The organism is Paracoccus aminovorans, from assembly GCF_900005615.1.
In the GTDB taxonomy this organism is placed as follows: Bacteria; Pseudomonadota; Alphaproteobacteria; order Rhodobacterales; family Rhodobacteraceae; genus Paracoccus; species Paracoccus aminovorans.
On record NZ_LN832559.1, the window covers coordinates 1,838,132 to 1,862,781 of the forward strand.

Consider the following 24,650-nt stretch of genomic DNA (forward strand, 5'->3'; position numbering starts at 1 on the left):
CGCGCCATGACTCGGATGCGCCATATCAGCCCCGCCCGGAACGCGCAGGACAGCGCGCGCTTTGGCATGAGCCTCCGCGGTCTGCTTCTTCTTACGCTGCGCTGAGCGGGTCTTCCGGGCCGCCGCTCAGTCTGGTTCGTGCCCGGTTTCACGAACAAGCAACGATTCATGCGTAAGAAAGTCCGAAAGCCATGACCGACAAGAACCATGTCCTGATCTTTGACACCACCCTGCGCGACGGCGAGCAATCGCCCGGCGCCACCATGACCCATGACGAAAAGCTGGAAATCGCCCAGATGCTGGACGAGATGGGCGTGGACATCATCGAGGCGGGCTTTCCCATCGCCTCGGAGGGCGATTTCGCCGCCGTGACCGAAATCGCCAAGCGCGCCCGGCACAGCGTGATCTGCGGCCTGGCCCGGGCGCAGTTTCCCGACATCGACCGCTGCTGGGAGGCGGTGAAGCACGCCAAGCGGCCGCGCATCCATACCTTCATCGGCACCTCGCCGCTGCACCGGGCGATCCCGAACCTGGACATGGACCAGATGGCCGAGCGGATCCATGAGACCGTGACCCATGCCCGCAACCTGTGCGACAATGTGCAATGGTCGGCGATGGACTCGACCCGGACCGAGCACGACTACCTGTGCCGCGTGGTCGAGATCGCGATCAAGGCCGGCGCCACCACCATCAACATTCCCGACACCGTCGGCTATACCGCGCCGCGCGAATCGGCCGAGCTGATCCGCATGCTGCTGGAGCGGGTGCCGGGCGCCGACGAGGTGGTCTTCGCCACCCATTGCCACAACGACTTGGGCATGGCGACGGCGAACAGCCTGGCTGCCGTCGAGGCGGGCGCGCGCCAGGTCGAATGCACCATCAACGGTCTGGGCGAGCGCGCCGGCAATACCGCGCTGGAAGAGGTCGTCATGGCGCTGAAGGTGCGTCACGACATCATGCCCTATTCGACCGGCATCGACACCACCAAGATCATGGGCCTGTCGCGGCGGGTGGCGCAGGCCTCGGGCTTCGTGGTGCAGCCGAACAAGGCGGTGGTCGGCAAGAACGCCTTCCTGCACGAATCGGGCATCCATCAGGACGGCGTGCTAAAGAACGTCGAGACCTTCGAGATCATGCGCCCCGCCGACATCGGCTTGAACGAGGCCAATATCGCCATGGGCAAGCATTCGGGCCGCGCCGCGCTGCGCTCGAAGCTGCGCGACCTGGGCTATGAGATGGGCGACAACCAGCTGAAGGACATCTTCGTGCGCTTCAAGGCCCTGGCCGACCGCAAGAAGGAGATCTACGACGAGGATCTGGTCGCGCTGATGCAGGACAGCGCCGCCAATACCGAAAACGACTATCTGCAGGTCCGGCACCTGCGCGTGGTCTGCGGCACCGACGGCCAATCGGCCGAGCTGACGCTGAGCGTCGGCGGCGAGGACCGGTCCGTCCATGCCGAGGGCGACGGTCCGGTCGACGCCTGCTTCAACGCGGTCAAGGCGATCTGGCCGCATGGCGCGCGGCTGCAGCTGTATCAGGTCCATGCCGTGACCGAGGGCACCGACGCGCAGGCCACCGTCACCGTGCGGCTGGAGGAGGACGGCCGCGTGGTCACCGGCCAGGCCGCCGACACCGACACCATCCTGGCCAGCGTCAAGGCCTATGTCGGGGCGCTGAACCGGCTGAAGGTGCGGCGCGAGATGGTCGGCGAAGGCGCCGACGCCAAGCAGGTCAGCATGTATTCCCACTGATCCCGGCACGAAAACCGGAGCGAGGGGCGGTCGTTCAGGCCGCCCCTTTGCGTTCGACGAAGCCCAGGTCCACGCCTTGCAGAAAGGGGAAATCCTCGGCGAGGTCGCGCTGGAAGTCCTCGGCCGTCAGCGGCTGGAACCATTTCGGGAATTTCGCCCAGATCGTGGCGACCGAGTCGCCCTCGTCCCAGCGGGTCTGCACATAGCCCAGGCCTTGGATGTCGGTCAGGCCCGGGAAATGCTTGGGCAGCTGGAAATGGTTCAGCGCATAGATGCAGCGCCCGGGCACGCGCATCCTGACCGCCGCGCCGGCGCCGATGAAAGGCTGGTGCGCGCGCCAGAAGCTGACCGGCTCGCCCTCGTAGCTGCCGAAGACCAGGCCCTGCGGATAGCTGATCGCGAAGGCGGGCAGGTCCTCGAAGCGCCGGGCGTGGCGGCGCAGTCGCGCAACATGGTGGCGCGAGAAGGCGTCGTCGTCGTCGACCCGGAACTGGATCGCCGTCCGGCCCGCCGCCTCGGCCGCGCGGTGCAGCGGCTGGCGCAGCGCGTCGAGCGTGTTGCGGCTGTCCGAGACGATCAGCCGGATCTGCGGCACCCCCGCGCAAAGGTCGCGCAGCCGATCAAGCCATTCGCGCGGCATCTCGGGCGAGGTCAGCAGCCAGAAGCTGAAATCGGCGTCGGTCTGCGCCTTGACCGAGGGCAGGCACAGCGTCTCGAAGGCGGCGAAGCGGCGCGCCAGCCGCTCGGGCGCGTAAAGCATGGCGCGGCGGCGCGCCATCAGCGCGGGGGCCTCGCCGTCCTTGCCCGTCGTCTCGGCCCAGTCGCATTTCCCGAGAAACGAGAAGCGGCAGATTCCCACGATGTCGTCCCGCAATTCCCGCCCTCTGCCCGCTGCCGATCCACGCCCGGCAGGCTAGGCAGCGCACCGGTCCGGGTCAAGCGCGCGCGCCGCCCTCCGATGGCGGCCACTCTCCCGGAAGATGAAAATTTTATGGTTTTCCCCGGTCGAGGCACGGCCTATATGTCCAGCACCTTCGGCGGGGGCGACTCATCGGGGCAATCAGGTAATGGCCGTCGGGCAACGACGGCGGAACGGCCGTCGTGGCAGGGACGGCAGAAGGGGTAGTCATCATGGCCTTTGGCGGGTTGTTTTCCACCGATATCGCGATCGACCTCGGGACCGCGAACACGCTGATCTACGTCAAGGGCAAGGGTGTCATCCTGAACGAGCCTTCGGTCGTGGCCTATCACGTCAAGGACGGCAAGAAGCAGGTCCTGGCCGTGGGCGAGGACGCCAAGCTGATGCTGGGCCGCACCCCCGGCAGCATCGAGGCCATTCGCCCCATGCGCGAGGGCGTGATCGCCGATTTCGACAGCGCCGAAGAGATGATCAAGCATTTCATCAAGAAGGTGTTCAAGCGCACCAGCTTCTCGAAGCCGAAGGTCATCGTCTGCGTGCCGCATGGCGCGACCCCGGTCGAGAAACGCGCCATCCGCCAGTCGGTGCTGTCCGCCGGCGCCCGCCGCGCCGGGCTGATCGCGGAACCCATCGCCGCCGCCATCGGCGCCGGCATGCCCATCACCGAACCGACCGGCAGCATGGTCGTGGACATCGGCGGCGGCACCACCGAGGTCGCGGTGCTGTCGCTCGGCGACGTGGTCTATGCCCGCTCGGTCCGCATCGGCGGCGACCGCATGGACGACGCGCTGATCAACTACCTGCGCCGCAACCACAACCTGTTGATCGGCGAATCCACCGCCGAGCGGGTCAAGACCCAGATCGGCACCGCGCGGATGCCCGACGACGGGCGCGGCGCCGCGATCATGGTGCGCGGCCGCGACCTGCTGAACGGCATCCCCAAGGAAATGGAGATCACCCAGGCCATGGTCGCCGAGGCCCTGGCCGAGCCGGTGCAGCAGATCTGCGAAGCGGTGATGGTGGCGCTGGAGGCGACGCCCCCGGACCTCGCCGCCGACATCGTCGACCGCGGCGTGATGCTGACCGGCGGCGGCGCCATGCTGGGCGAGCTGGACCTGGCGCTGCGCGAGCAGACCGGCCTGTCGATCAGCCTGGCCGACCAGCCGATGAGCTGCGTCGCCCTGGGCACCGGCAAGGCGCTGGAGTTCGAGAAGCAGCTGCGCCACGTCATCGACTACGACAGCTGACGCCCGGGCCATGGCGCGCAAGGGCCCCGACTACGCGGCTCCGGTCCGCCGCATCCTGGTGTCGCTGCTGGTGCTGGTGCTGCTGGCGATCTTCCTGTTCTGGCAGATCGACAGCCCGCGGGCCGAGCGGATGCGGGCGGCCTTCATCGACCGTTTCGTGCCCGGCTTCGACTGGGCCATGGTGCCGGTGACCAAGCTGTCGCGCATGGTCGCGGGCTTCCAGTCCTATTCCCGGCTCTACGAGCAGAACCAGGAGCTGCGGCGCGAGCTGCAGAAGATGTCGGCCTGGAAAGAGGCCGCGGTGCAGCTGGAACAGGAAAATGCCAAGCTGCTGGCGCAGAACAACGTGCGCATCGACCCGGCGCTGACCTCGGTTTCCGGCGTGGTGATGACCGACAGCGGCACGGCCTTTCGCCAGTCGGTGCTGCTGAACGTCGGCGCCCGCGACGGCATCCTGGACGGCTGGGCGACCATGGACGGGCTGGGGCTGGTCGGGCGCATCTCGGGCTTGGGGCAGACCACCAGCCGGGTCATGCTGCTGACCGATCCGACCAGCCGGATCCCGGTGTCGATCCTGCCCTCGGGGCAGAATGCCTTGCTGACCGGGGACAATACCGCCCTGCCGGCGCTGGACTTCATCGAAAGCCCGGAAAACATCCGCCCCGGCGACCGCGTGGTCAGTTCGGGCGACGGCGGCGTGTTCCCGGCCGGGCTGCTGGTCGGCCAGGTGGCGCTGGCCAGCGACGGCCGGCTGCGGGTGCGGCTGGCGGCCGACTATGGGCGGCTGGAGTTTCTGCGCGTGCTGCGCAGCCATCCGGCCGAGCAACTGGCCGACACCGGTCTGCTGATCCCGCCGCCGCCCAGCGATTTCATCGGCCCGCCGATGCCGCCGGTGATGGAGCTGGACTCGGCCGAGCCGGCCGAGACCGGGGCGGTCGCCGAGCCCGAGCCCCTGCCCGCGCCCCCGGCCGAGCCCGAGGCCCAGAATGATTGAGCCTGCCCGCCGCCGGCGCGTCCTGGGACAGGCGCTCTACATCGCGCTGTTCCTGGCGATCCTGTTCTGGCGGCTGCTGCCGCTGGCGCCGGGGCGGGTGATCTGGCCCGGTCCCGACCTGGGGCTGTGCCTGACGCTGATCTGGGTGTTGCGCCGGCCCGAGCAGGCGCCGGTGCTGACAATCGCCGCGCTCTACCTGATCGAGGACATCCTGCTGCTGCGGCCCATCGGCCTTTCCGCCGCCATCGTCGTGCTGGGCACCGAGGCCGCAAGAAAGCGCGAGCACCGTTGGCGCGAACTGCCATTCATGGTTGAATGGCTGCGGGTGACGACGCTTCTGGCGCTGATGATGCTGGCCGACCGCTTCCTGCTGACGATCTTCTTCCTGACCCCGCCGCCGCTGGGCCAGGCCATGCTGCAATTCATCGCCACCATCGCCGCCTATCCGCTGGTGGCGGGGTTGGCCGCCTGGGCGCTGGGCCTGCCGCGCAGCACCGCCGAACGAGACGCGAGGACCCGCTGACCGATGCGCAAATCCGACCGCGAAATCGTCGAAAGCAGCCGCCTGATCACCCGGCGCGTGCTGATGCTGGGGGTGATCCAGGCCGCCGTCGTCTCGGTCCTGGGGCTGAAGCTGCGTTCGATGCAGATCGAGCACGCCGACGAATACCGCATGCTGTCGGACGGCAACTCGATCAAGATCCGGCTGTTGCCGCCGGCGCGCGGGCTGATCCTTGATCGCCACGGCACCATCATCGCCGGCAACGAACAGAACTATCGCGTCACCCTGACCCGCGAAGAGGCGGGCGACGTCTCGGCCGTGATCGCCAGGCTGCGCCGCATCATCCCGATGACCGACCGCCAGGCGGCCGAGATCCTAGAGGAAATCCGCAAGCGCAGCGCCGTCACCCCGGTCATGGTCGCCGACCGGCTGAGCTGGCCCGAGTTTTCCTCGATCGCGCTCAACGCCCCCGCCCTGCCCGGCGTGACCCCGGAATCGGGCCTGTCGCGCAGCTATCCGCGCGCCGGCGATTTCTCGCATGTGCTGGGCTATGTCGGGCCGGTTTCCGATTACGACCTCTCGAAGATCGAGAACCCGGACCCGGTGCTGCGCCTGCCCGAGTTCCAGCTGGGCAAGGTCGGCATGGAGGCCAAGCTGGAAGAGGCGCTGCGCGGCAAGGCCGGCGCCCGCCGGATCGAGGTGAACAGCGCCGGCCGCGAGATGCGCGAGCTGTCGCGGCAGGAAGGCCAGCAGGGCGCCACCGTGCAGACGACGCTGGACGCGGGCCTACAGAACTTCGCCACCCAGCGCCTGGGCCAGGAAAGCGCCGCCGCCGTGGTCATGGACGTGACCAACGGCGACGTGCTGGCGATCTGCTCGTCCCCGGTCTTCGATCCGAACAAGTTCGTGCGCGGCATCTCGGGACCGGATTACCGGGCGCTGATGAACCACGACCACCGGCCGCTGGCCGACAAGACCGTGCAGGGCGCCTATCCGCCCGGCTCGACCTTCAAGATGGTCACGCTGCTGGCCGGGCTGGAATCGGGGGTCATCAACCCCGGCTCGCGCTTCTTCTGCCCGGGCTCGCTGCAGGTGGCCGGCCGCAGGTTCCACTGCTGGAGCCGCGGCGGTCACGGCACCATCGACGCGGTCCGCAGCCTGGAACAGTCCTGCGACGTCTATTACTACGAACTGGCGCAGCGCGTCGGCATCGACCGCATCGGCGCCATGGCCCGCAAGCTGGGCATCGGCGTCAAGCACGACCTGCCGATGTCCGCCATCGCCGAGGGCATCGCCCCCGACCGCGCCTGGAAGCGGGAACGCTACGGCCAGGAATGGCAGGTCGGCGATTCGATCAACGCCTCGATCGGCCAGGGCTATGTGCTGGCCTCGCCCCTGCAACTGGCGGTGATGACGGCGCGGGTGGCGACGGGGCGCGCGGTCTCGCCGCGGCTGGTCAAGGCCATCGACGGCGTCGCCGAGACGGTGCCGGACTGGCCCGAACTGGGCATCAACCCGCTCAACCTGCGCACCGCCCGCGCCGGCATGGATGCGGTGATGAACAGCAGCCACGGCACCGCGCGCCGCGCCCGCATCATCGCGCCGGAATGGCAAATGGCGGGCAAGACCGGCACCTCGCAGGTCAGGAACATCACCGCCGCCGAACGCGCGCGCGGGGTGATCTCGAACGACCAGCTGCCTTGGAACCGCCGCGACCACGCGCTTTTCGTCTGCTTCGCGCCCTTCGACATGCCGCGCTATGCGGTGTCGGTGGTGGTCGAGCACGGCGGCGGCGGTTCGGCCGTGGCGGCGCCCATCGCCCGCGACATCCTGCTTTACGCGCTGGCCGGCGGCCTGCCGCCGATCAGCGCCTATCCCGACGACGGCACCCGCGCCAAAGTGCAGGAAATGTGGTCGAAGATGAACCTGGCCCCCTCGACCCGCCCGGCCGAGACGCGCGCGAAAGCCTGAGCGATGAGCTATCTGAACTATCACGTCGCCCAGGTGCCGACCGGCTGGCGCAAGATCCTGCACCTGAACTGGCCGCTGGTTTTCCTTGTCACGGCCGTCAGTTGCATCGGCTTTCTCATGCTCTATTCGGTCTCGGGCGGCGACATCGACCGCTGGGCCATGCCGCAGATGGAGCGTTTCGCCGCCGGCATGGTCCTGATGTTCGCCCTGGCCTTCGTGCCGATCTGGTTCTGGCGCTCGATCTCGGTGATCTCCTATGTGATCTGCGTGCTGCTGCTGGTGCTGGTCGAACTCATGGGCGACATCGGCATGGGCGCGCAGCGCTGGCTGGTGCTGGGGCCGATCCGCATCCAGCCCTCGGAGCTGACCAAGGTCGCCTTCGTGATGACGCTGGCCGCCTATTACGACTGGCTGCCGGTCGAGAAGGTCTCGCGCCCGTTCTGGGTGCTGATCCCGGTGCTGCTGATCCTGCTGCCGACCGGGCTGGTGCTGATGCAGCCCGACCTCGGCACCTCGATCATGCTGATCGCCGGGGGCGGCATCGTCATGTTCGCGGCCGGGGTCAGCCTATGGTATTTCGGCGCCGTCATCGCCATCGTCGTCGCCAGCGTGACGGCGGTGATGGAGAGCCGGGGCACCGACTGGCAACTGCTGCACGACTACCAGTTCAAGCGCATCGACACCTTCCTCGACCCCGGCTCGGACCCATTGGGCGCGGGCTACAACATCGCCCAGGCGCAGATCGCGCTGGGTTCGGGCGGCTGGTCGGGGCGCGGCTTCATGCAGGGCACGCAGTCGCGGTTGAACTTCCTGCCCGAAAAGCACACCGACTTCATCTTCACCTCGCTGGCCGAGGAGTTCGGTTTTGTCGGCGCCGGCTCGCTTCTGGCGCTTTACGTGCTGATCCTGGGCTTCTGCCTGCATTCGGCGCTGACCAACCGCGACCGTTTCGCGAGCCTGTTGACCATCGGCATCGCCGGGACGTTCTTTCTGTATTTCTCGATCAACATGGCCACGGTCATGGGGATGCTGCCCGCCAAGGGCTCGCCCCTGCCGCTGGTCAGCTATGGGGGGACCTCGCTGATGATCCTGCTGATGGGTTTCGGCATCCTGCAATCGGCGCATGTCCACCGACCTCGTGGATAGGGGCCCCCGCGGATGAAGGTGCTGTTCGCCGCCCCCGCCCGGCTGTGGGACGCCTGGGCCCCCGCCCTGCGCGCCGCCTGCCCCGAGATGGCGCTCTGCCGCGACGGCGACCCGGCCGGTTTCGACGCGCTGATCTATGCCCCGGGCTACCCCGAGGGCGGCGCGGCGCTGGACTTCTCGCCCTTCACCCGCGCCCGCGTGGTGCAAAGCCTGTGGGCCGGGGTCGAGCGCATCGTCACCAACCCGACCCTGACCCAGCCCCTGTGCCGCATGGTCGATCCGGGGCTGGCGCAGGGCATGGCGGAATACTGCACCGGCTGGGCGCTGCGGGCGCATCTGGGCATGGACCGCTATGCCCAGGACGGCGTCTGGCGCAACGCCGTGACGCCGCCGCTGGCCAGCGCGCGGCGGGTGACGGTGCTGGGCATGGGCGAGCTGGGCCGCGCGGTGGCGGCGGCGCTGGCCGGGCTTGGCTTCCGCGTCACCGGCTGGTCGCATTCCGGCCGCGCCGTGCCGGGGATCGAGGTTCTGGCCGGACCCGACCTGCCCCAGGCGCTGGCCCGGGCCGAGATCCTGGTCTGCCTGCTGCCCGACACGGCCGAGACCCGCGACCTGCTCGACGCCGAACTGCTGGCGCTGCTGCCCGCAGGCGCCACGATCATCAACGCCGGCCGCGGCACGCTGATCGACGAAACGGCGCTGCTGGCGGCGCTGGACTCGGGGCATATCGCCCATGCGGTGCTCGACGTGTTCCGGCAAGAACCCCTGCCCCCGGATCACCCGTTCTGGCGCCATCCCGGCGTCACCGTCACGCCGCATGTCTCGGCCGAGACCCGGCCCGAAAGCGCCGCCGCCGTCGCGGCCGAGAACCTGCGCCGTGCCATGCGGGGCGAGCCGCTGCTCTACCGCGTGGACCGGGCGCGGGGCTATTGAAAGGTCAGGTTTACCGGCGGGCCGCGGCCATGCTATTCCGCGCTGACCGCCTTGCGCCTTGGAGTTGATTTCGATGACGATTACCCCCGTTCTTCTGGCCGGAGGCTCGGGCACGCGGCTGTGGCCGGTGTCGCGCAAGAGCTTTCCCAAGCAATTCGCCCCGCTGATCGGCGAGGAGAGCCTGTTCCAGGCCTCGGCCCGCCGGCTGTCGGGCGCCCGCTACGCCGCGCCGCTGGTGATGACCAATGCCGATTTCCGCTTCATCGTGGCCGAGCAGCTGGACCAGATCGGCATCATCCCCGCGGCCATCCTGATCGAGCCCGCGGGCCGCAACACCGCGCCGGCGATCCTGGCCGCGGCGCTGACGGCGGCCGAGACCGACCCGGAAGCCGTGCTGCTGGTCGCGCCCTCGGACCATGTAGTGCCGGATGCCGAGGCCTTCGGCCGCGCCGTGGACATGGGCCTGCCGGCCGCGCAGGCGGGCCGCATCGTGACCTTCGGCATCACCCCCACCCGCCCCGAGACCGGCTATGGCTATATGGAGGCCGAGGGCTCGGGCGAAGGCCCCGTTACGCTGAAGCGCTTCGTCGAAAAGCCCGATGCCGGGAATGCGGCCCGGATGATCGCGCAGGGTAATTTCCTTTGGAATGCCGGCATCTTCCTGTTCTCGGCCCGGACCATGATCGAGGCTTTCAAGGCCCATGCCCCCGAATACCTGGCCCCGGTGCAGGCGGCGCTGACCGAGGCCCGGCTGGACCTGGGCTTCCTGCGCCTCGCGCCCGAGCCCTGGGACCGGCTGCCCGACCTGTCCATCGACTATGCCGTGCTGGAAAAGGCCGCAAATCTGTCGGTGGTGCGCTTCTCGGGCCATTGGTCCGACCTCGGCGGCTGGGACGCGGTCTGGCGCGAGACGCAGGACGCCGCCCCGGCCGAACGCGGCGCCGTCACCGACGACCGCTCGACCGCCATCGACTGCGACAATGTGCTGCTGCGCTCGCAGGACGATGGTATCGAGGTCGTGGGCATCGGCCTTCAGGACGTGATGGTGGTCGCCACCAATGACGCGGTGCTGGTCGCCGGCATGGATCGCGCGCAAGAGGTGCGCAAGGCGGTCTCGGCGCTGAAATCCAAGGGCGCGCGCCAGGCGGAAAGCTTTCTGCGCGACCATCGCCCCTGGGGCTGGTTCGAGACCCTGGCCCTGGCCGACCGCTTCCAGGTCAAGCGCATCGTCGTGAACCCCGGCGCGGCCCTGTCGCTGCAATCGCATTTCCACCGCTCGGAACACTGGATCGTCGTTTCCGGCACCGCCCGGGTGACGGTGGACGAGACGGTGACGCTGGTGACGGAAAACCAGTCGATCTATGTGCCTTTGGGTGCCGTGCACCGGATGGAGAACCCCGGCAAGGTGCCGATGGTGCTGATCGAGGTGCAGACCGGCGTCTATCTGGGCGAGGACGACATCGTCCGCTACGAGGACGTCTATTCCCGCAGCTGATCGCGGCCAAGATCGCGGTTTCGTGCGGCGGGCTTCGCTTGCGCGGCGTGGGCCGGCCGTCTAACCATGGCCGGCGATGAAACCGAGCGTCCTTGTCCTGCTGATCGCCCTGCTCGCGCCGCTCGGCGTCCGGGCCGAAACCCTGACCGTGCAACTGCGCGGCCCGGCGCTGGCGGAATCGGCGGGCTTCCTTTGGGCGCAAGCGCGCGGGCTCTACGCGGCCGAGGGGCTGGATGTGACACTGCTGCCGGCCGATGACGCGCCGCCCTTCGAGTCGCTGGCGCGCGGTGCGGCCGACGTGACGGTCGAATGGATGCCCATGGCGTTGGTCGCGCACGAAAACGGCCTGCCGGTGGTGAATGTCGCGCAGATCCTCGCCCGGCCGGCGCTGCGGCTGACCTGCCGGCGCGAGGCCGGGGTGGAAACCGCCGCCGACCTGCGCGGCAAGACCCTGGCCAATACCTTCCGCGGCGAGGACTATCCGCTGCTGGCCTGGCTGACCCGGTTGGGACTGAAGCCCGACGACAGCCTCTCGGGCGTGGCGCTGCTGGCGCAATGGCCCGGTGCGGCCGGCGGCGCCGAGATGCTGCGCCACCACCAGGCCGCCTGCGCCACCACGCTGGCCTATGACCCGCTGCCGGGCGACGGGCTGGTGGTGCTGGACCCGGCGACAGAGGGCACCGCGACGCTGGAGGACGGGCTCTATGCCCTGCCCGCCACCCTGGCCGACACGCAGGCGCAGGACCGGCTCGCTCGCTTCCTGCGCGCCAGCATGAAGGGCTGGCACGAGGCCGTGGCCGATCCCGAAGCCGCCGCCGGGCTGATCCTGGGCCCGGACCCGGACGCAGGCGCGCTGCGCCGCCAAGCCGCGATGATCGAGGCCATCGGGCCGCTGCTCTCTTCCTCAGGCGCGCTGGACGAGGACGACTACCGCCGCACCGTCGACATCCTGCGCGCAGGCAGCGGGCAAGCCATCCTGCGGCGGGATCCGGGGGACGCCTTTATCGCGGCCGTCACCACCCGGATGGCTTTGCCGGAAGCGGCGGCGACCAGCACGGCGGACGCCGCGCCCTGAGCGCACCCTCGACATTCGGGTATCTAAGGAACAAGGAAGGCCGGGCGCGGCCCTGATCTTCTTCGTTCCTCAAATACTCAACCTACAGCGACGTGCCAGCGAATCTCGCCTTCAGGCGGCGACTCCCAAGGCGCGCTTGACGTTCGCGGCCCAGCCCAGCAGACGCTTGTCGCCCTCGATGATCGCGGGACGCTTCATCAGCGAGGGTTTGGCCGACAGCATCTGCAAGGGGGTGCCGGCGCGTTCCGCCTCGGACATGCCGCGCCAGGTCAGGCTGGCCCGATTGACCAGCTTGTCGCCAAATTCCGCGATCATCCGCTGCCAGTCGGCCTCGTCCAGCGGCGCCTTGGCGACGTCGCGGAAGCTGACCTGCCAGCCCGCGGCCTCAAGCTCGGCCTGCGCCTTCTGGCAGGTCGAACAATGGGCCAGCCCGTAGATCTGCAATGCCCCCGCCATCAGACCAGCGGCATCAGGGGCACGTCGCAGACCGAAAGCGCCAGCAGACTGCCGAGGAAAAGAATGGGTTTCAAGATCGGCTCCTTTGATGGGTTCTAATGCTCGTCGGAATGCAGCCGGGCCTTGATCCGGCGCATGCCCAGCCAGACGGCGGCGACGGCGACGGGGGTCAGCGCGGCGACCAGCACCGCCTTGTCGATATCCAGCGCATGGGCCACCGGATAGAGCGCATAGCCAAGCAGACCCACGGCGTAATAGCTGATCGCCACCACCGACAGCCCCTCGACCGTGTGCTGCAGCCGCAGCTGCAGGTCGGCGCGGCGGTCCATGCGGACCATCAGCTCCTGGTTCTGGGCGCTGCGCTGCACATCGACACGGGTGCGCAGCAGTTCGCCCGCGCGCTCGCTGCGGTCCAGCATCGCGGCCAGCCGCTTCTCGGCCGATTTCACCGTCCGCATGGCGGGGTGATAGCGCCGCGCCATGAACTCGGTCAGCATCTGGCCGCCCATGAAGCGCGATTCGCGCAGCGAGGTCACGCGGTCCATCACGATCGCCTCATAGGCCGCGGTGGCGCCAAAGCGGAACGCCTGCTGCGTCGCCGTGCTCTCAAGCCGGGCCGAGATCGTCAGCAACTCGTGCAGCACCGTCTCGGCCGGGCGGGTGTCGTCGCTCATGCCCTGCAAGAGATCGTTCAGCTGCGGGTCGAGCGCATTCAGGTCCTCGGTCAGCCGGCGCGCGCCGCCCAAGCCCAGCATGGACATGGCGCGATAGGTCTCCAGGTCCAGCAGGCGCTGGACGATGCGGCCGATGCGGCCCGGCTGCGTGCCGGGCTTGACGAACAGCGCGAACCGCATCCAGCCGTCGGGATCGATGCGGAAGTCGCCCGCGACCACCGCCGCCTCTTCCAGCACCCAGACCGTGGCGATGCTGTCGGCCGCGAACCATTCGCGCAGGCGCGGCATGATTTCTGCCGGGTCGTCGGGCAGGACATCGACCTGGATCATCACCGCGGCGATGCGCTTGCCGGGCGCCTGATGCTGCCAGTCCTCGGGAAAGATCGCCCCCGCCGAAGGATCGAAGGGCCGCGGCGGCAGGCCGGGGGAGAAGGCGGCATAGGTCACGAATTCGGTATGGCTTTCCCAGCGCAGCTGGTGCCGGCCCAGCTGCGCGGCGTAATGGCCGGCGCTGGTGTCGGGGCGCGGCGCGCCGTGGCGGGCGCAAAGCGCGGCCAGATGCGCCACGTCGCGGGCGCGGTCGCGGTTGGCCGCCTCGCGCGGCTCCTTGACCGCCAGGAAGACGGCGGTGCAGGGCGCCTTCAGCCGCGGCGAGGGCCGGGCGTGCAGCTCGTTCACCAGGGGATAGCGCAGCGGATGTTCGTCTTCGTCGTTCATGGCCGGCATGTTTAGCCGGTGCCGTTGTCCCCGCAAGCCGAAAGCCCATGGCGCGGACCGCGCTCTGGCAATTCTGCCACCTGTCGCGCCACCCGCATCAGGATTTCGTGAACCGCTGCCGGATTGCCCGCCACCGCCGGGACGGGCAAGATGCCGGGAAACACCGATCGGGGGACTTCGCATGTCGGGCTGGCTGGGCCGTATCGTCGCCGTGGCGCTTTTGCTGGGGCTTGCCGCCTGCGCCCCCAGCAAGTTCAAGACCTATTCCGGCCCGCCGGTGACCCAGGTGGTGGTGAACAAGGGCGCGCGGCAGATGCTGCTGCTGAACGGCAATACCGTGCTCAAGGCCTATCGCATCGGGCTTGGCAACGAACCCATCGGCCACAAGCAGTTCGAGGGCGACGGCAAGACCCCCGAGGGGATCTACTACATCGACCGCCGCAACCCCGACAGCCGCTATCACCTGTCGGTCGGGGTCTCCTATCCCAATCCCAACGACACCGCCTTCGCGCTGTCGCAGGGCAAGGCGCCGGGCGGCGACATCTTCATCCACGGCCAGGGCCCCGAAGGCCGCGCGCTGTCGAAGCGGTTGCCGGACTGGACCGCGGGCTGCATCGCCGTGACCGACGAACAGGTCGAGGACATCTATGCCATGGTCCCGGACGGCACCCCGATCCTGATCACCCCCTGACCGGCAGAACGACCGGGGGTCGAAAGAGGCGCCCGCCATACGCGCAAAGCTTGTATGGCAGACCTGTTCAAAAGGGCAGATACAAATCCGGGCCGCGCGAGTCTAACAAATTGGATGTATCCAATTTTAAGTTTCCGAGTAGACGCGCCCATGTACCTGCCCCCCGTCATCACTGAGTCGCTGATCGATTCGGCCGAGACCGAGGGCTATGTGCCCGGCGCCATCGAGAGCGTGCTGCGCTTCGGTCCGCATTCGCGCTGGCGGGCGGGGGCCATCGTCACCGGTTCGGCCAAGCATTCCCATGCCATCGCCACCCGCTGCGCGCTGCTGATCCCGCGCCGGGGCAAGCGCACGCGCAAGCTGGCGGTGCACCCGGCGCTGCCGGTCGACGTCATCAAGTCGATGCTGGACGCCTATTAGGGCGCGGGAACGCAAAGGGCGGGCCCATGGCCCGCCCCCCGTTTGTCACGTGGCTCCGCCCTTCACTCGACCATTGGCAGCAGCTGATCGAGCGACTTCTTGGCGTCGCCGTAGAACATGCGGGTGTTGTCCTTGTAGAACAGCGGGTTCTCGATGCCGGAATAGCCGGTGCCCTGGCCGCGCTTCGACACGAACACCTGCTTCGCTTTCCAGACCTCCAGCACCGGCATCCCGGCGATCGGCGAGTTCGGGTCCTCCTGCGCCGCCGGGTTCACGATGTCGTTCGAGCCGATCACGATCACCACGTCGGTCGAGGGGAAGTCCTCGTTGATCTCGTCCATCTCCAGCACGATGTCATAGGGCACCTTGGCCTCGGCCAGCAGCACGTTCATGTGCCCTGGCAGCCGGCCCGCCACCGGGTGGATGGCGAAGCGCACGTTCTTGCCGCGCGCGCGCAGCTTGCGGGTCAGCTCCGACACCGATTGCTGCGCCTGCGCCACCGCCATGCCGTAGCCCGGCACGATGATGATCTCGTCGGCGTCGTTCAGCGCCGCCGCGACGCTTTCCGCGTCGATGGCGACCTGCTCGCCCACGATCTCCATCGCCGGGCCCGCCTCGCCGCCGAAGCCGCCCAGGATCACCGAAACGAAGCTGCGGTTCATCGCCTTGCACATGATGTAGCTCAGGATCGCACCGGACGAGCCGACCAGCGCGCCGACCACGATCAACAGGTCGTTCGACAGCGAGAAGCCGATCGCCGCCGCCGCCCAGCCGGAATAGCTGTTCAGCATCGACACCACCACCGGCATGTCGGCGCCGCCGATGCCCATGATCAGGTGATAGCCGATGAAGAGCGCCGCCAGCGTCATCACGATCAGCGCCAGGGTCGAGCCATTGGCGAGATAGACCAGCAGGAGCACCAGCGACAGCGCCGCGGCACCGGCGTTCAGCACATGGCCGCCGGGCAGCTTCCTGGCCTTGCCGTCGACCTTGCCCGCGAGCTTGCCGAAGGCGATGACCGAGCCGGTGAAGGTCACGGCGCCGATGAAGACCCCGAGGAAGGTCTCCACCCGAAGGATCGACTGCTCGACAGGGGATTTGTGCGCCAGAACGGCGGCGAAGCCGGTCAGCGCCTCGCGCCCCGCCGGATCGAGGCCCAGCACATGGCCGAGCTCGATATGGGTGTTGAAGCCGATGAAGACCGCAGCCAGGCCCACGAGGCTGTGCATGGCGGCGACCAGCTGCGGCATCTCGGTCATCTGCACGCGGGTGGCGACGATCCAGCCGATGACACCGCCGACCGCGACCAGGATCAGCGACAACAGCCACAGGCCCGAGCCCGGGCCGATCAGCGTGGCGGCGACGGCCAGCGCCATGCCCACGATGCCGTACCAGACCGCGCGCTTGGCGCTTTCCTGGCCGGAAAGCCCGCCCAGGGACAGGATGAACAGGATGGCCGCGACGACATAGGCGGCGGTGGTGAAACCGAATTCCATTGCGCCGGCCTCCTTAGGATTTCTGGAACATGGCGAGCATGCGCCGGGTGACGAGGAAGCCGCCGAAGATGTTGATCCCGGCCATGAACACCGACAGCGCCGCCAGCACGATCACCAGCCCCGAGCCCGAGCCGATCTGCATCAAGGCGCCCAGGATGATGATCGAGGAGATCGCGTTCGTCACCGCCATCAGCGGCGTGTGCAGGCTGTGCGAGACGTTCCAGATCACCTGGAAGCCGATGAAGACCGACAGCACGAAGACGATGAAATGCTGCATGAAGCTGGCCGGCGCCACCAGCCCCAGCGCCAGCATCAGCACGCCGCCGACGGCCAGCAGCCCGACCTGGTTGCGGGTCTGGGCCCTGAAGGCGGCGGCCTCGGCCGCGCGGCGTTCCTCGGGGGTGGGCTCCTTCGGCTTTTCCTTGGGCTTGGCGGCGGCGATGGCCGCGACCTTGGGCGGCGGCGGCGGCCAGGTCACGTCGCCGTCGAAGGCCACGGTCGAGCCGCGGATGACGTCGTCCTCCATGTTCTGCACGATCACCCCGTCCTTGCCCGGGGTCAGGTCGGCCAGCATATGGCGGATGTTGTTTCCATAAAGTTCAGAGGCTTGCGCCCCCATCCTCGACGGGAAATCGGTATAGCCGATGATGACCACGCCATTGTCGGTGACGATGCGCTCGTCCGGCACGGTCAGGTCGCAGTTGCCGCCGCGCTCGGCCGCCAGATCGACGATGACCGAGCCGGTTTTCATCGCCTGGACCATGTCCTCGGTCCACAGCTTCGGCGCCGGCCGGCCGGGGATCAGCGCCGTGGTGATGACGATGTCCATCTCGGGCGCAAGCTCGCGGAACTTCTTGAGCTGCGCCTCGCGGAACTCGGGCGACGACGGCGCGGCATAGCCGCCGGTCGCGGCGCCGTCCTGGGCCTGCTCGGTGAAGTCCAGGTAGACGAATTCCGCGCCCATCGATTCGATCTGCTCGGCCACCTCGGGGCGGACGTCGAAGGCATAGACCTGCGCGCCGAGGCTGGTCGCGGCGCCGATGGCCGCAAGGCCGGCGACGCCGGCGCCGACGATCAGCACCTTGGCCGGCGGCACCTTGCCGGCGGCGGTCACCTGGCCGGTGAAGAAGCGGCCGAAGTTGTTCGCCGCCTCGATCACCGCGCGGTAGCCGGCGATATTGGCCATGGACGACAGCGCATCCATCTTCTGCGCGCGCGAGATGCGCGGCACCATGTCCATGGCGATGGCGGTCACGCCCTGCTCGCGCGCCAGTTCCAAGAGCTCGGCGTTCTGCGCCGGATAGAAATACGAGATCAGCGTCTGGCCGCGCCGCATCGCCTTCAGTTCCGAATCCTCGGGCGGCCGGACCTTGACCACGACATCCACGTCGGCGATCACGGCCGCGGCATTGGGCAGCACGGTGACCCCGGCCGCCTGATAGGCCGCGTCCGAAAACCCGGCCCGTGCCCCTGCGCCCGACTCGACGAAGACCTCATGGCCCAGCTTCCGCAGATGCGCCGCGGTGGACGGCGTCACGGATACACGCGCCTCCCCCTCGAAATGCTCTCTCAATCCGCCGATCTTCACCAGGCCCCCTCCCATGTTAGCGAGTTTCAATGTCTCCCATAGCAGAGCGCAACAATCTTTCACAAGAGCGTGACGCCAAGGGTATCGCCGAAGGATGACGCCGCGTCAGACGGACGAAGTCTTCCGTCAGTAGTCGCTGACCAGCAGATGGGCCGCAGGCTCGTCCTCCTGGACGGTGGCGAATCTGCCGATGGGCGCGGCGAAAATATTGTCGGTCAGGTCGTCGTTGACCGTCGAGACCTCGCCGATCAGCACCGGCCCGCCCTCGGCCCAGAATTCGTGCCAGTCGCCGGGGCGCAGCGTCACCGACTCGCCCGGTGACAGCCGCAACACCCCGCCCGGCGGAACCTCGCGCGGGAGGCCGTCGCAATCGACGCGACAAGGCGCGTTGCGGTCCATGCGCCCCTTCCCGTCCGAACCGCAAAGCCGGATCGCCAGCGTCGCGCCCGAGCGGTTGATGATGTCCTCGGTCTTGACGACATGGGTGTGCATGGGGCTGATCTGGTTTTCCTGAGAGATCAGCAGCTTCTCGGCATAGACCATGCCGCGGCCAGACTGCAGATCGGCCAGCCGGCCGTTCCGCAGCGTGAACAGGAACAGGCCCAGCCGGTCGAAATCGCCCTGGCCGTAATCGGTGATGTCCCAGCCCAGCCGTCCGTCGCGGATCGCGGGGGTGGCACGGGCGCGGAATTCCTCGGGCGACCATTGCGCGAAGGGCGGCAGATGGAAGCCGGCCCCGGCGATCATCTCGGCCGCCTCGGCCATGATGCGGTTGATGCGCGAACGCTGCATGTCATTCCCCCTGCTTGCGGTGGCGACATGAAACGGCCTGCCCCGCCGCAAGGCAAGGGGCAGGCCGCGAACCCGTCGGCGGGTCGGGCCGCGTCAGGCGGCCTTGGCCTGCAGGCGGCGGGCGTGCAGCACCGGCTCGGTATAGCCCGAGGGCTGCACGCGGCCCAGGAACACCAGGTCGCAGGCGGCTTGGAAGGCCACGCCATCATAGCCCGGCGCCATCGGGCTGTAGAGCGGATCGCCCGCGTTCTGGCGGTCCACCACCGGCGCCATCTTGCGGAAGGCGTCCATCACCTGGCCCTGCGTCACGATGCCGTGATGCAGCCAGTTCGCCAGCGCCTGGGCCGAGATGCGCAGCGTCGCACGGTCCTCCATCAGCCCGACGTCGTGGATGTCGGGCACTTTCGAGCAACCGACGCCCTGGTCGATCCAGCGCACGACATAGCCCAGGATGCTCTGGCAGTTGTTGTCCAGCTCGTGCTCGATCTCGGCGTCGCTGTAGTTGCGGCCGCCGGCCAGCGGGATGGTCAGCAGGTCGTCGAGCCGCGCCGGGCGGTCCTGCGCCCGGATCTGCGCCTGCCGAGCCTGGACATCGACGCGGTGGTAATGCGTGGCATGCAGGGTCGCGGCGGTCGGGCTGGGCACCCAGGCGGTGTTGGCCCCGGCCATCGGATGGGCGATCTTGCGCCGCAGCATCTCGGCCATGTGGTCGGGAATCGCCCACATGCCCTTGCCGATCTGCGCCTTGCCGGCCAGGCCGCAGCGCAGGCCGATGTCGACGTTGCGGTCCTCATAGGCGGTGATCCAGGGCTGGCCGGCCATCTCCTGCTTGGCCAGCATCGCGCCCGCCTCCATCGAGGTGTGGTATTCGTCGCCGGTGCGGTCCAGGAAGCCGGTGTTGATGAAGGCCAGCCGGTGCTTCGCCGCGCGGATGCATTCCTTGAGATTGGCCGAGGTGCGGCGTTCCTCGTCCATCACCCCCAGCTTCACGGTATGGCGCGGCAGGCCCAGCACGTCCTCGACGAAATCGAAGGTCTCGCAGGCGAAGGCGACCTCCTCGGGGCCGTGCATCTTGGGCTTCACCACATAGATCGAGCCGGTGGCCGAATTCCTCGGCCCGTCCTTCGCCAGGTCGCGCATGGCGCAAAGCGTGGTGACCATGGCGTCCAGCAGCCCCTCGAAGGCCTCGTCGCCGGTGCGGTCCAGCACGGCGGGCGTGGTCATCAGATGGCCGACGTTGCGCACCAGCAGCAGCGCCCGGCCCCGTGCGGTGACGGTGCTGCCGTCGGGGGCGGTGAATTCCACGTCGGGGGCCAGGGTGCGGGCGAAGCTGCGGCCGTCCTTGCGGACCTGCTCGGACAGGGTGCCCTCCATCAGGCCCAACCAGTTGGCATAGGCCAGCGCCTTGTCGGCACCGTCGACGCAGGCGACCGAATCCTCGCAATCGACGATCGCCGAAAGCGCGGCCTCGATCACGATGTCCGAGATGCCGGCACGGTCCTGGCCGCCCGCGGGCGTCGCCGGGTCGATGACGATGCGGATCAAGAGGCCGTGGTTGCGCAGGAACACGCTGTCCGGTCGCGCGGCATCGCCGGTGAAGCCGGCGAATTTCTCGGCTTCCTCCAGCGCCGGGACCAGAGCGCCGTCCCGGACCGACAGCGCCTCGACCTCGGACCAAGAGCCCCCGGCCAGCGGCGCGGCGGCGTCCAGGAAGGCGCGGCCCCATTCGATCACCCGGGCGCCGCGGGCGGGGTCGTAGCCCTTACCCTCCGGCAGGTCGCCCATGGCATCGGTGCCGTAAAGCGCGTCGTAGAGGCTGCCCCAGCGCGCGTTCGCGGCATTGAGGACGTAACGCGCATTGGTCACCGGGACCACCAGCTGCGGCCCGGCGATGCGGGCGAATTCGGGATCGGTGTCCGAGGTCTCGATCTGGAAGTCCTCGCCCTCCGGGACCAGGTAGCCGATCTCGGCCAGGAAATCGCGATAGGCCCCGGCCTCGACCGGCCGGCCGCGATGGGCGATGTGCCAGGCGTCGATCGCGGCCTGCAATTCCTCGCGCCGCTCCAGCAGCACCCGGTTGCGGGGGCCGAATTCATGGATCAGGGTCGACAGCCCTTCCCAGAAGCGTTGCGGCTCGACGCCGCTGCCCGGCAGCGCTTGTTCGTTGATGAAACGGGCCAGGACCTCATCGACCCGCAATCCTGCCTTTTCGACGCGCGCCATCGCTATTTCCCCTTGTTCCATACATCGGCTCGGTTTCGTGCACCGTGGTATACCAAGCCCCATCGGCTTTCAATTCCGGCGGGTTTATACAAACCCGACATGCACAATCTTAGAAAAATTGAAAATCCGCCGCCCGGACCCGGACGGCGGAGCAAGATCGTTGGCCTGCGATCAGTTCGTGGCAGGTGCCGTGGTCGGCGCGCCCGCATCGGTCCCGGTCGGCGCCGGGGCGGGGGCGGGGGTGGTGGGCTCGACCGAAATCGCATCGTCCAGCGCCTCGCCCGTATCCCGAGCGGCCTCGCCGGCGGCCCTGGCGGCGTTGTCGGCGGCATTGGTCGCGGCGTCCGCAGCTTCGCCCGCGGCCTTGGCGGCGTCGTCGGCCATGTCCTTGGCGGCGGCCGCGGCATCCTCGGCCGCGCCGCCGATGGCGGCACCGGCGGCCTCGCCGGCATTCTCGGCGGCGGTCGCAGCCTCGCTCGCGGCCTCGCCGGCCGCGTCGGCGGCATTCTCGGCGGCGGTTGCGGCATTGTCGGCGGCGGCTTCAGCCTCGGAGGCGGCCGGTGCGGTGGTGGTCCCCTCCGGCACGGTCGCGGTGGTGTCGGCGGGTGCGGTGGTGGTCACGGCGGCATCCTCGCCGGTGGTGCCCACCTCGTTGCGGCCCATGAAATACTGCAGCACGAAATAGGCGATCGCCAAGGCCAGCAGGATGCCGATGATCAGCGGCAGCGGCGATGCCCGCCGCTCGACCGGGTCGACATGGGTTTCCGGCCGGCCTGCCGGGCGCTGGGGATCGTTCGGGTCGTAATTGGCCATCGGGAGTTCCTCGTTTCAGGTTCCGGGTTATGTCTTTCCGGTCTTTGCGCCGAAGCCGCAGGGCGGGCAGGCCCCGGCTTGCGACCCGGCGATTCCGGGACTAACACTTGGGTTTCGCACAAGTTCCCCCGCGCATGCGATTTTTCACCTGCGGAAAGGCGCCCGGCATGACCGTCACGCAATATCTCGCCGACTGGCGTCCCTATCCCTTCCGGATCGCACGGACGCGGCTGGAATTCGACCTTGCCCCGCGCGCCACCCGGGTGCGGTCGCGGATCGAATTCCAGCGCATCGGGCCGGGCGATCTGGCACTGGACGGCGCCGGGCTGAAGACGCTGTCCCTGGCCATAGACGACCAGCCGCTGGACCTGGGCCTGCTGCCGGCCGAGGGCGGCCAGCTGGTGATCCCCGCCGCCGACCTGCCCGAACGCTTCACCTTCGCCGCCGAGGTCGAGATCGACCCCGAGGCGAATACCGCGCTCGAAGGGCTGTATCTCTCCGGCGGCATGTTCTGCACCCAATGCGAGGCCGAGGGCTTTCGCCACATCACCTGGTATCCCGACCGTCCGGACGTGATGGCGCCGTTCGAGGTCGCCATCCGCTCGGACCAGCCGGTGCTGTTGTCGAACGGCAACCCGGTCGCGGCGGGCCCGGGCGAGGCGGTCTGGCACGATCCCTGGCCGAAGCCCGCCTATCTGTTCGCACTGGTCGCGGGCGACCTGCGCGCGATCTCGGACCGGTTCACCACCCTTTCGGGCCGCAGCGTGGCGCTGAACGTCTGGGTCCGGCCGGGGGACGAGCCGCGCGCGGGCTATGCGTTGGAATCGCTGGTCCGCGCCATGCGCTGGGACGAACAGGCCTATGGGCGCGAATACGATCTCGACGTGTTCAACATCGTCGCCGTGGACGATTTCAACATGGGCGCAATGGAGAACAAGGGGCTGAACATCTTCAACTCCAAGCTGGTCCTCGCCACCGCGGAAACCGCGACCGACGGCGACTATGAACGCATCGAGGGCGTGATCGGCCACGAATATTTCCACAACTGGACCGGCAACCGCATCACCTGCCGCGACTGGTTCCAGCTGAGCCTGAAAGAGGGGCTGACGGTGTTCCGCGACCAGCAGTTCACCGGCGCCATGCGCTCGGCGGCGGTGAAACGCATCCAGGACGTGCAGACCCTGCGCGCGCGCCAGTTCCGCGAGGATGCGGGACCGCTGGCGCATCCGCCGCGCCCCGACAGCTATCAGGAGATCAACAACTTCTACACCGCCACGGTCTATGAAAAGGGCGCCGAGGTCATCGGCATGCTCAAGCGGCTGGTCGGCGACGATCTCTATCGCAAGACGCTCGACCTCTATTTCGACCGCCACGACGGCCAGGCCTGCACCATCGAGGACTGGATCAAGGTCTTCGAGGATACCTCCGGCCGCGACCTGACCCAGTTCAAGCGCTGGTATACCGACGCCGGCACCCCGCGGCTGACCATGGCCGAGGACTGGCGCGACGGCACGCTGACCCTGACCTTCCGGCAAGAGACGGCGCCCACCCCCGGCCAGCCCGAGAAGCCGCCGCGGGTGATCCCCATCGCGCTGGGACTGATCGGCCCCAACGGCGACGAGGTGCTGCCGACCACGGTGCTGGAGATGACCGAAGCCGAGCAGAGCTTCCGCTTCCAGGGCCTGGGCGCACGACCGGTGGTCTCGCTGCTGCGCGGCTTCTCGGCGCCGGTGACGGTTGCGCGCGAGATCGGCGTGGACCAGCAGGCGCTGCTGCTGGCGCATGACACCGACGCCTGCGCGCGCTGGCAGGCCGGCCACGACCTGGCGCTGGATGCGCTGGTCGGCCGCGCCCGGGGCACCGAGGCCGGCGCCGAATTCGGCCGCGCCATCGCCGGGGTGCTGGACGACGCCGAGACCGACCCGGCCTTCGCCGCGCTCTGCCTGTCGCTGCCGGGCGAGGAAGAGATCGCCACCACCCTCGCTGCGCAGGGCGAGATCCCCGATCCGGACGCGATCCACGCCGGGCGCGAGGCGCTGGCCCGCGACATCGCCGCGGCGCATGAGCCGGCGCTGGCCCGGCTCTGCGACGCCATGGCGGACCCCGGCCCCTATCGCCCCGATGCCGAGGGCTCGGGACGGCGCAGCCTGCGGCTGGCCTGCCTGGCACTGCTGAACCGCCTCGACGCCGGCGCGCGGGCCGAGGCGCTGTTCGATGCCGCCGGCAACATGACCGAGCGCCAGGGCGCGCTGGAATGTCTGATCGCCGCCGGCCGCGACACGCGGGCCCTGGCCGATTTCGCGCAACGCTTCGGCGAGAACCGGCTGGTGATGGACAAATGGTTCATGGTCCAGCCGCTGCGCGCCGCGCCCGACCGCGCCGTCGCGCGGGCCCGGGACCTGGCCGCCCGGCCGGATTTCGACTGGAAGAACCCCAACCGCTTCCGTGCCCTGATCGGCGGCCTGGCCGCGAACCATGCCGCCTTCCACGCCGCCGACGGCTCGGGCTACGATTTCGTCGCGGAATGGCTGATGCGGCTCGACCCGGTCAACCCGCAGACCACGGCGCGCATGACCACCGCCTTCGAGACCATGCCGCGCTACGACGCCGGCCGCCGGGCCCATGCCCGCGCCGCGCTGCAGCGGATCGCGGCGCTGCAGGGGCTGTCGCGCAACACCCGAGAGATGGTTACGCGCATCCTTGCCGGTCTGGCATGAGCGGCAGCGAAGCGGGCTTGCGGGCGT

General features: G+C 68.7%; 20 protein-coding genes. 12 read left to right on the forward strand and 8 right to left on the reverse strand.

Going from position 1 to position 24,650, the window contains the following annotated elements:
• Positions 1–191: 191 nt before the first annotated feature.
• The gene (locus JCM7685_RS09225; RefSeq protein ID WP_074966803.1) at positions 192–1,754 is read left to right on the forward strand and encodes a 2-isopropylmalate synthase; all 1,563 of its coding nucleotides are present in this window, start codon (positions 192–194) and stop codon (positions 1,752–1,754) included.
• Between the two features lie 34 nt (positions 1,755–1,788).
• Here the strand turns inward: JCM7685_RS09225 and JCM7685_RS09230 are convergent, their stop codons facing one another.
• The gene (locus tag JCM7685_RS09230) at positions 1,789–2,628 is read right to left on the reverse strand and encodes a putative rhamnosyl transferase (RefSeq protein ID WP_074966804.1); all 840 of its coding nucleotides are present in this window, start codon (positions 2,626–2,628) and stop codon (positions 1,789–1,791) included.
• A 257-nt stretch (positions 2,629–2,885) separates the two neighbouring features.
• Here JCM7685_RS09230 and JCM7685_RS09235 point away from each other — a divergent pair, with 257 nt between their 5' ends.
• The 8 genes from JCM7685_RS09235 to JCM7685_RS09270 all read left to right on the forward strand — a co-directional run bounded on the left by JCM7685_RS09235 (position 2,886) and on the right by JCM7685_RS09270 (position 12,036).
• Positions 2,886–3,920 carry a rod shape-determining protein gene (locus JCM7685_RS09235; protein WP_074966805.1) on the forward strand — a complete coding sequence of 345 codons (1,035 nt, stop codon included), beginning with the start codon at positions 2,886–2,888 and terminating at the stop codon, positions 3,918–3,920.
• Between the two features lie 10 nt (positions 3,921–3,930).
• Positions 3,931–4,914, forward strand: coding sequence for a rod shape-determining protein MreC (mreC, locus tag JCM7685_RS09240; RefSeq protein ID WP_074966806.1), 984 nt, complete (start codon positions 3,931–3,933; stop codon positions 4,912–4,914).
• Positions 4,907–5,437 (forward strand): rod shape-determining protein MreD, encoded by a 531-nt coding sequence (locus tag JCM7685_RS09245; RefSeq protein ID WP_074966807.1) that lies wholly within the window; start codon positions 4,907–4,909, stop codon positions 5,435–5,437. The genes mreC and JCM7685_RS09245 overlap by 8 nt, the downstream gene beginning before the upstream one ends.
• A 3-nt stretch (positions 5,438–5,440) precedes the next feature.
• The gene (gene mrdA, locus JCM7685_RS09250; protein WP_074966808.1) at positions 5,441–7,387 is read left to right on the forward strand and encodes a penicillin-binding protein 2; all 1,947 of its coding nucleotides are present in this window, start codon (positions 5,441–5,443) and stop codon (positions 7,385–7,387) included.
• A 3-nt stretch (positions 7,388–7,390) separates the two neighbouring features.
• Entirely contained in the window at positions 7,391–8,533 is a 1,143-nt protein-coding gene (gene rodA, locus JCM7685_RS09255) for a rod shape-determining protein RodA (protein ID WP_074966809.1), read from the forward strand.
• A gap of 12 nt (positions 8,534–8,545) precedes the next feature.
• Positions 8,546–9,466, forward strand: a complete 921-nt coding sequence (locus tag JCM7685_RS09260) for a 2-hydroxyacid dehydrogenase (protein ID WP_074966810.1) — start codon at positions 8,546–8,548, stop codon at positions 9,464–9,466.
• Positions 9,467–9,539: 73 nt separating this feature from the next.
• Positions 9,540–10,961 carry a mannose-1-phosphate guanylyltransferase/mannose-6-phosphate isomerase gene (locus JCM7685_RS09265; RefSeq protein WP_074966822.1) on the forward strand — a complete coding sequence of 474 codons (1,422 nt, stop codon included), beginning with the start codon at positions 9,540–9,542 and terminating at the stop codon, positions 10,959–10,961.
• A 76-nt stretch (positions 10,962–11,037) separates the two neighbouring features.
• Entirely contained in the window at positions 11,038–12,036 is a 999-nt protein-coding gene (locus JCM7685_RS09270; protein ID WP_074966811.1) for an ABC transporter substrate-binding protein, read from the forward strand.
• Positions 12,037–12,147: 111 nt separating this feature from the next.
• Here the strand turns inward: JCM7685_RS09270 and JCM7685_RS09275 are convergent, their stop codons facing one another.
• Entirely contained in the window at positions 12,148–12,492 is a 345-nt protein-coding gene (locus tag JCM7685_RS09275) for an arsenate reductase family protein (protein ID WP_083412628.1), read from the reverse strand.
• 95 nt (positions 12,493–12,587) lie between these two features.
• Positions 12,588–13,883, reverse strand: coding sequence for a DUF3422 family protein (locus tag JCM7685_RS09280; RefSeq protein WP_074966813.1), 1,296 nt, complete (start codon positions 13,881–13,883; stop codon positions 12,588–12,590).
• Positions 13,884–14,064: 181 nt separating this feature from the next.
• Between JCM7685_RS09280 and JCM7685_RS09285 the strand changes: the two genes are divergently transcribed.
• The gene (locus JCM7685_RS09285) at positions 14,065–14,574 is read left to right on the forward strand and encodes a L,D-transpeptidase family protein (RefSeq protein ID WP_074966814.1); all 510 of its coding nucleotides are present in this window, start codon (positions 14,065–14,067) and stop codon (positions 14,572–14,574) included.
• A 150-nt stretch (positions 14,575–14,724) separates the two neighbouring features.
• Positions 14,725–14,994, forward strand: a complete 270-nt coding sequence (locus tag JCM7685_RS09290) for a hypothetical protein (protein WP_074966815.1) — start codon at positions 14,725–14,727, stop codon at positions 14,992–14,994.
• Between the two features lie 62 nt (positions 14,995–15,056).
• On the opposite strand, the gene JCM7685_RS09295 is transcribed toward JCM7685_RS09290, so the two are convergent.
• The 5 genes from JCM7685_RS09295 to JCM7685_RS09315 all read right to left on the reverse strand — a co-directional run bounded on the left by JCM7685_RS09295 (position 15,057) and on the right by JCM7685_RS09315 (position 21,906).
• The gene (locus JCM7685_RS09295) at positions 15,057–16,490 is read right to left on the reverse strand and encodes an NAD(P)(+) transhydrogenase (Re/Si-specific) subunit beta (protein WP_100526063.1); all 1,434 of its coding nucleotides are present in this window, start codon (positions 16,488–16,490) and stop codon (positions 15,057–15,059) included.
• 13 nt (positions 16,491–16,503) lie between these two features.
• Complete coding sequence (locus JCM7685_RS09300; protein WP_074969087.1) at positions 16,504–18,078, reverse strand: Re/Si-specific NAD(P)(+) transhydrogenase subunit alpha; 1,575 nt, start codon at positions 18,076–18,078, stop codon at positions 16,504–16,506.
• A 126-nt stretch (positions 18,079–18,204) separates the two neighbouring features.
• A complete protein-coding gene (locus JCM7685_RS09305; protein WP_074969089.1) occupies positions 18,205–18,870 on the reverse strand; it encodes a D-lyxose/D-mannose family sugar isomerase in 666 nt (221 codons plus the stop codon).
• Positions 18,871–18,963: 93 nt separating this feature from the next.
• A complete protein-coding gene (locus JCM7685_RS09310; protein WP_074969091.1) occupies positions 18,964–21,093 on the reverse strand; it encodes a malate synthase G in 2,130 nt (709 codons plus the stop codon).
• A gap of 171 nt (positions 21,094–21,264) precedes the next feature.
• Entirely contained in the window at positions 21,265–21,906 is a 642-nt protein-coding gene (locus JCM7685_RS09315) for a hypothetical protein (protein WP_074969092.1), read from the reverse strand.
• 167 nt (positions 21,907–22,073) lie between these two features.
• On the opposite strand from JCM7685_RS09315, the gene pepN reads away from it, so the two are divergent.
• Positions 22,074–24,623, forward strand: a complete 2,550-nt coding sequence (gene pepN / locus JCM7685_RS09320) for an aminopeptidase N (RefSeq protein WP_074969094.1) — start codon at positions 22,074–22,076, stop codon at positions 24,621–24,623.
• Positions 24,624–24,650 lie beyond the last annotated feature (27 nt).

Excerpts from the sequence above, each read along its gene's own strand:
- JCM7685_RS09285 (WP_074966814.1), top strand. The coding sequence starts at position 14,065 with ATGTCGGGCTGGCTGGGCCGTATCGTCGCCGTGGCGCTTTTGCTGGGG.
- JCM7685_RS09310 (WP_074969091.1), bottom strand. The coding sequence starts at position 21,093 with ATGGCGCGCGTCGAAAAGGCAGGATTGCGGGTCGATGAGGTCCTGGCC.
- JCM7685_RS09270 (WP_074966811.1), top strand. The coding sequence starts at position 11,038 with ATGAAACCGAGCGTCCTTGTCCTGCTGATCGCCCTGCTCGCGCCGCTC.
- JCM7685_RS09225 (WP_074966803.1), top strand. The coding sequence starts at position 192 with ATGACCGACAAGAACCATGTCCTGATCTTTGACACCACCCTGCGCGAC.
- JCM7685_RS09275 (WP_083412628.1), bottom strand. The coding sequence starts at position 12,492 with ATGGCGGGGGCATTGCAGATCTACGGGCTGGCCCATTGTTCGACCTGC.
- JCM7685_RS09290 (WP_074966815.1), top strand. The coding sequence starts at position 14,725 with ATGTACCTGCCCCCCGTCATCACTGAGTCGCTGATCGATTCGGCCGAG.
- JCM7685_RS09235 (WP_074966805.1), top strand. The coding sequence starts at position 2,886 with ATGGCCTTTGGCGGGTTGTTTTCCACCGATATCGCGATCGACCTCGGG.
- mrdA (WP_074966808.1), top strand. The coding sequence starts at position 5,441 with ATGCGCAAATCCGACCGCGAAATCGTCGAAAGCAGCCGCCTGATCACC.
- JCM7685_RS09265 (WP_074966822.1), top strand. The coding sequence starts at position 9,540 with ATGACGATTACCCCCGTTCTTCTGGCCGGAGGCTCGGGCACGCGGCTG.
- rodA (WP_074966809.1), top strand. The coding sequence starts at position 7,391 with ATGAGCTATCTGAACTATCACGTCGCCCAGGTGCCGACCGGCTGGCGC.
- pepN (WP_074969094.1), top strand. The coding sequence starts at position 22,074 with ATGACCGTCACGCAATATCTCGCCGACTGGCGTCCCTATCCCTTCCGG.
- mreC (WP_074966806.1), top strand. The coding sequence starts at position 3,931 with ATGGCGCGCAAGGGCCCCGACTACGCGGCTCCGGTCCGCCGCATCCTG.
- JCM7685_RS09260 (WP_074966810.1), top strand. The coding sequence starts at position 8,546 with ATGAAGGTGCTGTTCGCCGCCCCCGCCCGGCTGTGGGACGCCTGGGCC.
- JCM7685_RS09315 (WP_074969092.1), bottom strand. The coding sequence starts at position 21,906 with ATGGCCAATTACGACCCGAACGATCCCCAGCGCCCGGCAGGCCGGCCG.
- JCM7685_RS09280 (WP_074966813.1), bottom strand. The coding sequence starts at position 13,883 with ATGAACGACGAAGACGAACATCCGCTGCGCTATCCCCTGGTGAACGAG.
- JCM7685_RS09295 (WP_100526063.1), bottom strand. The coding sequence starts at position 16,490 with ATGGAATTCGGTTTCACCACCGCCGCCTATGTCGTCGCGGCCATCCTG.
- JCM7685_RS09245 (WP_074966807.1), top strand. The coding sequence starts at position 4,907 with ATGATTGAGCCTGCCCGCCGCCGGCGCGTCCTGGGACAGGCGCTCTAC.
- JCM7685_RS09305 (WP_074969089.1), bottom strand. The coding sequence starts at position 18,870 with ATGCAGCGTTCGCGCATCAACCGCATCATGGCCGAGGCGGCCGAGATG.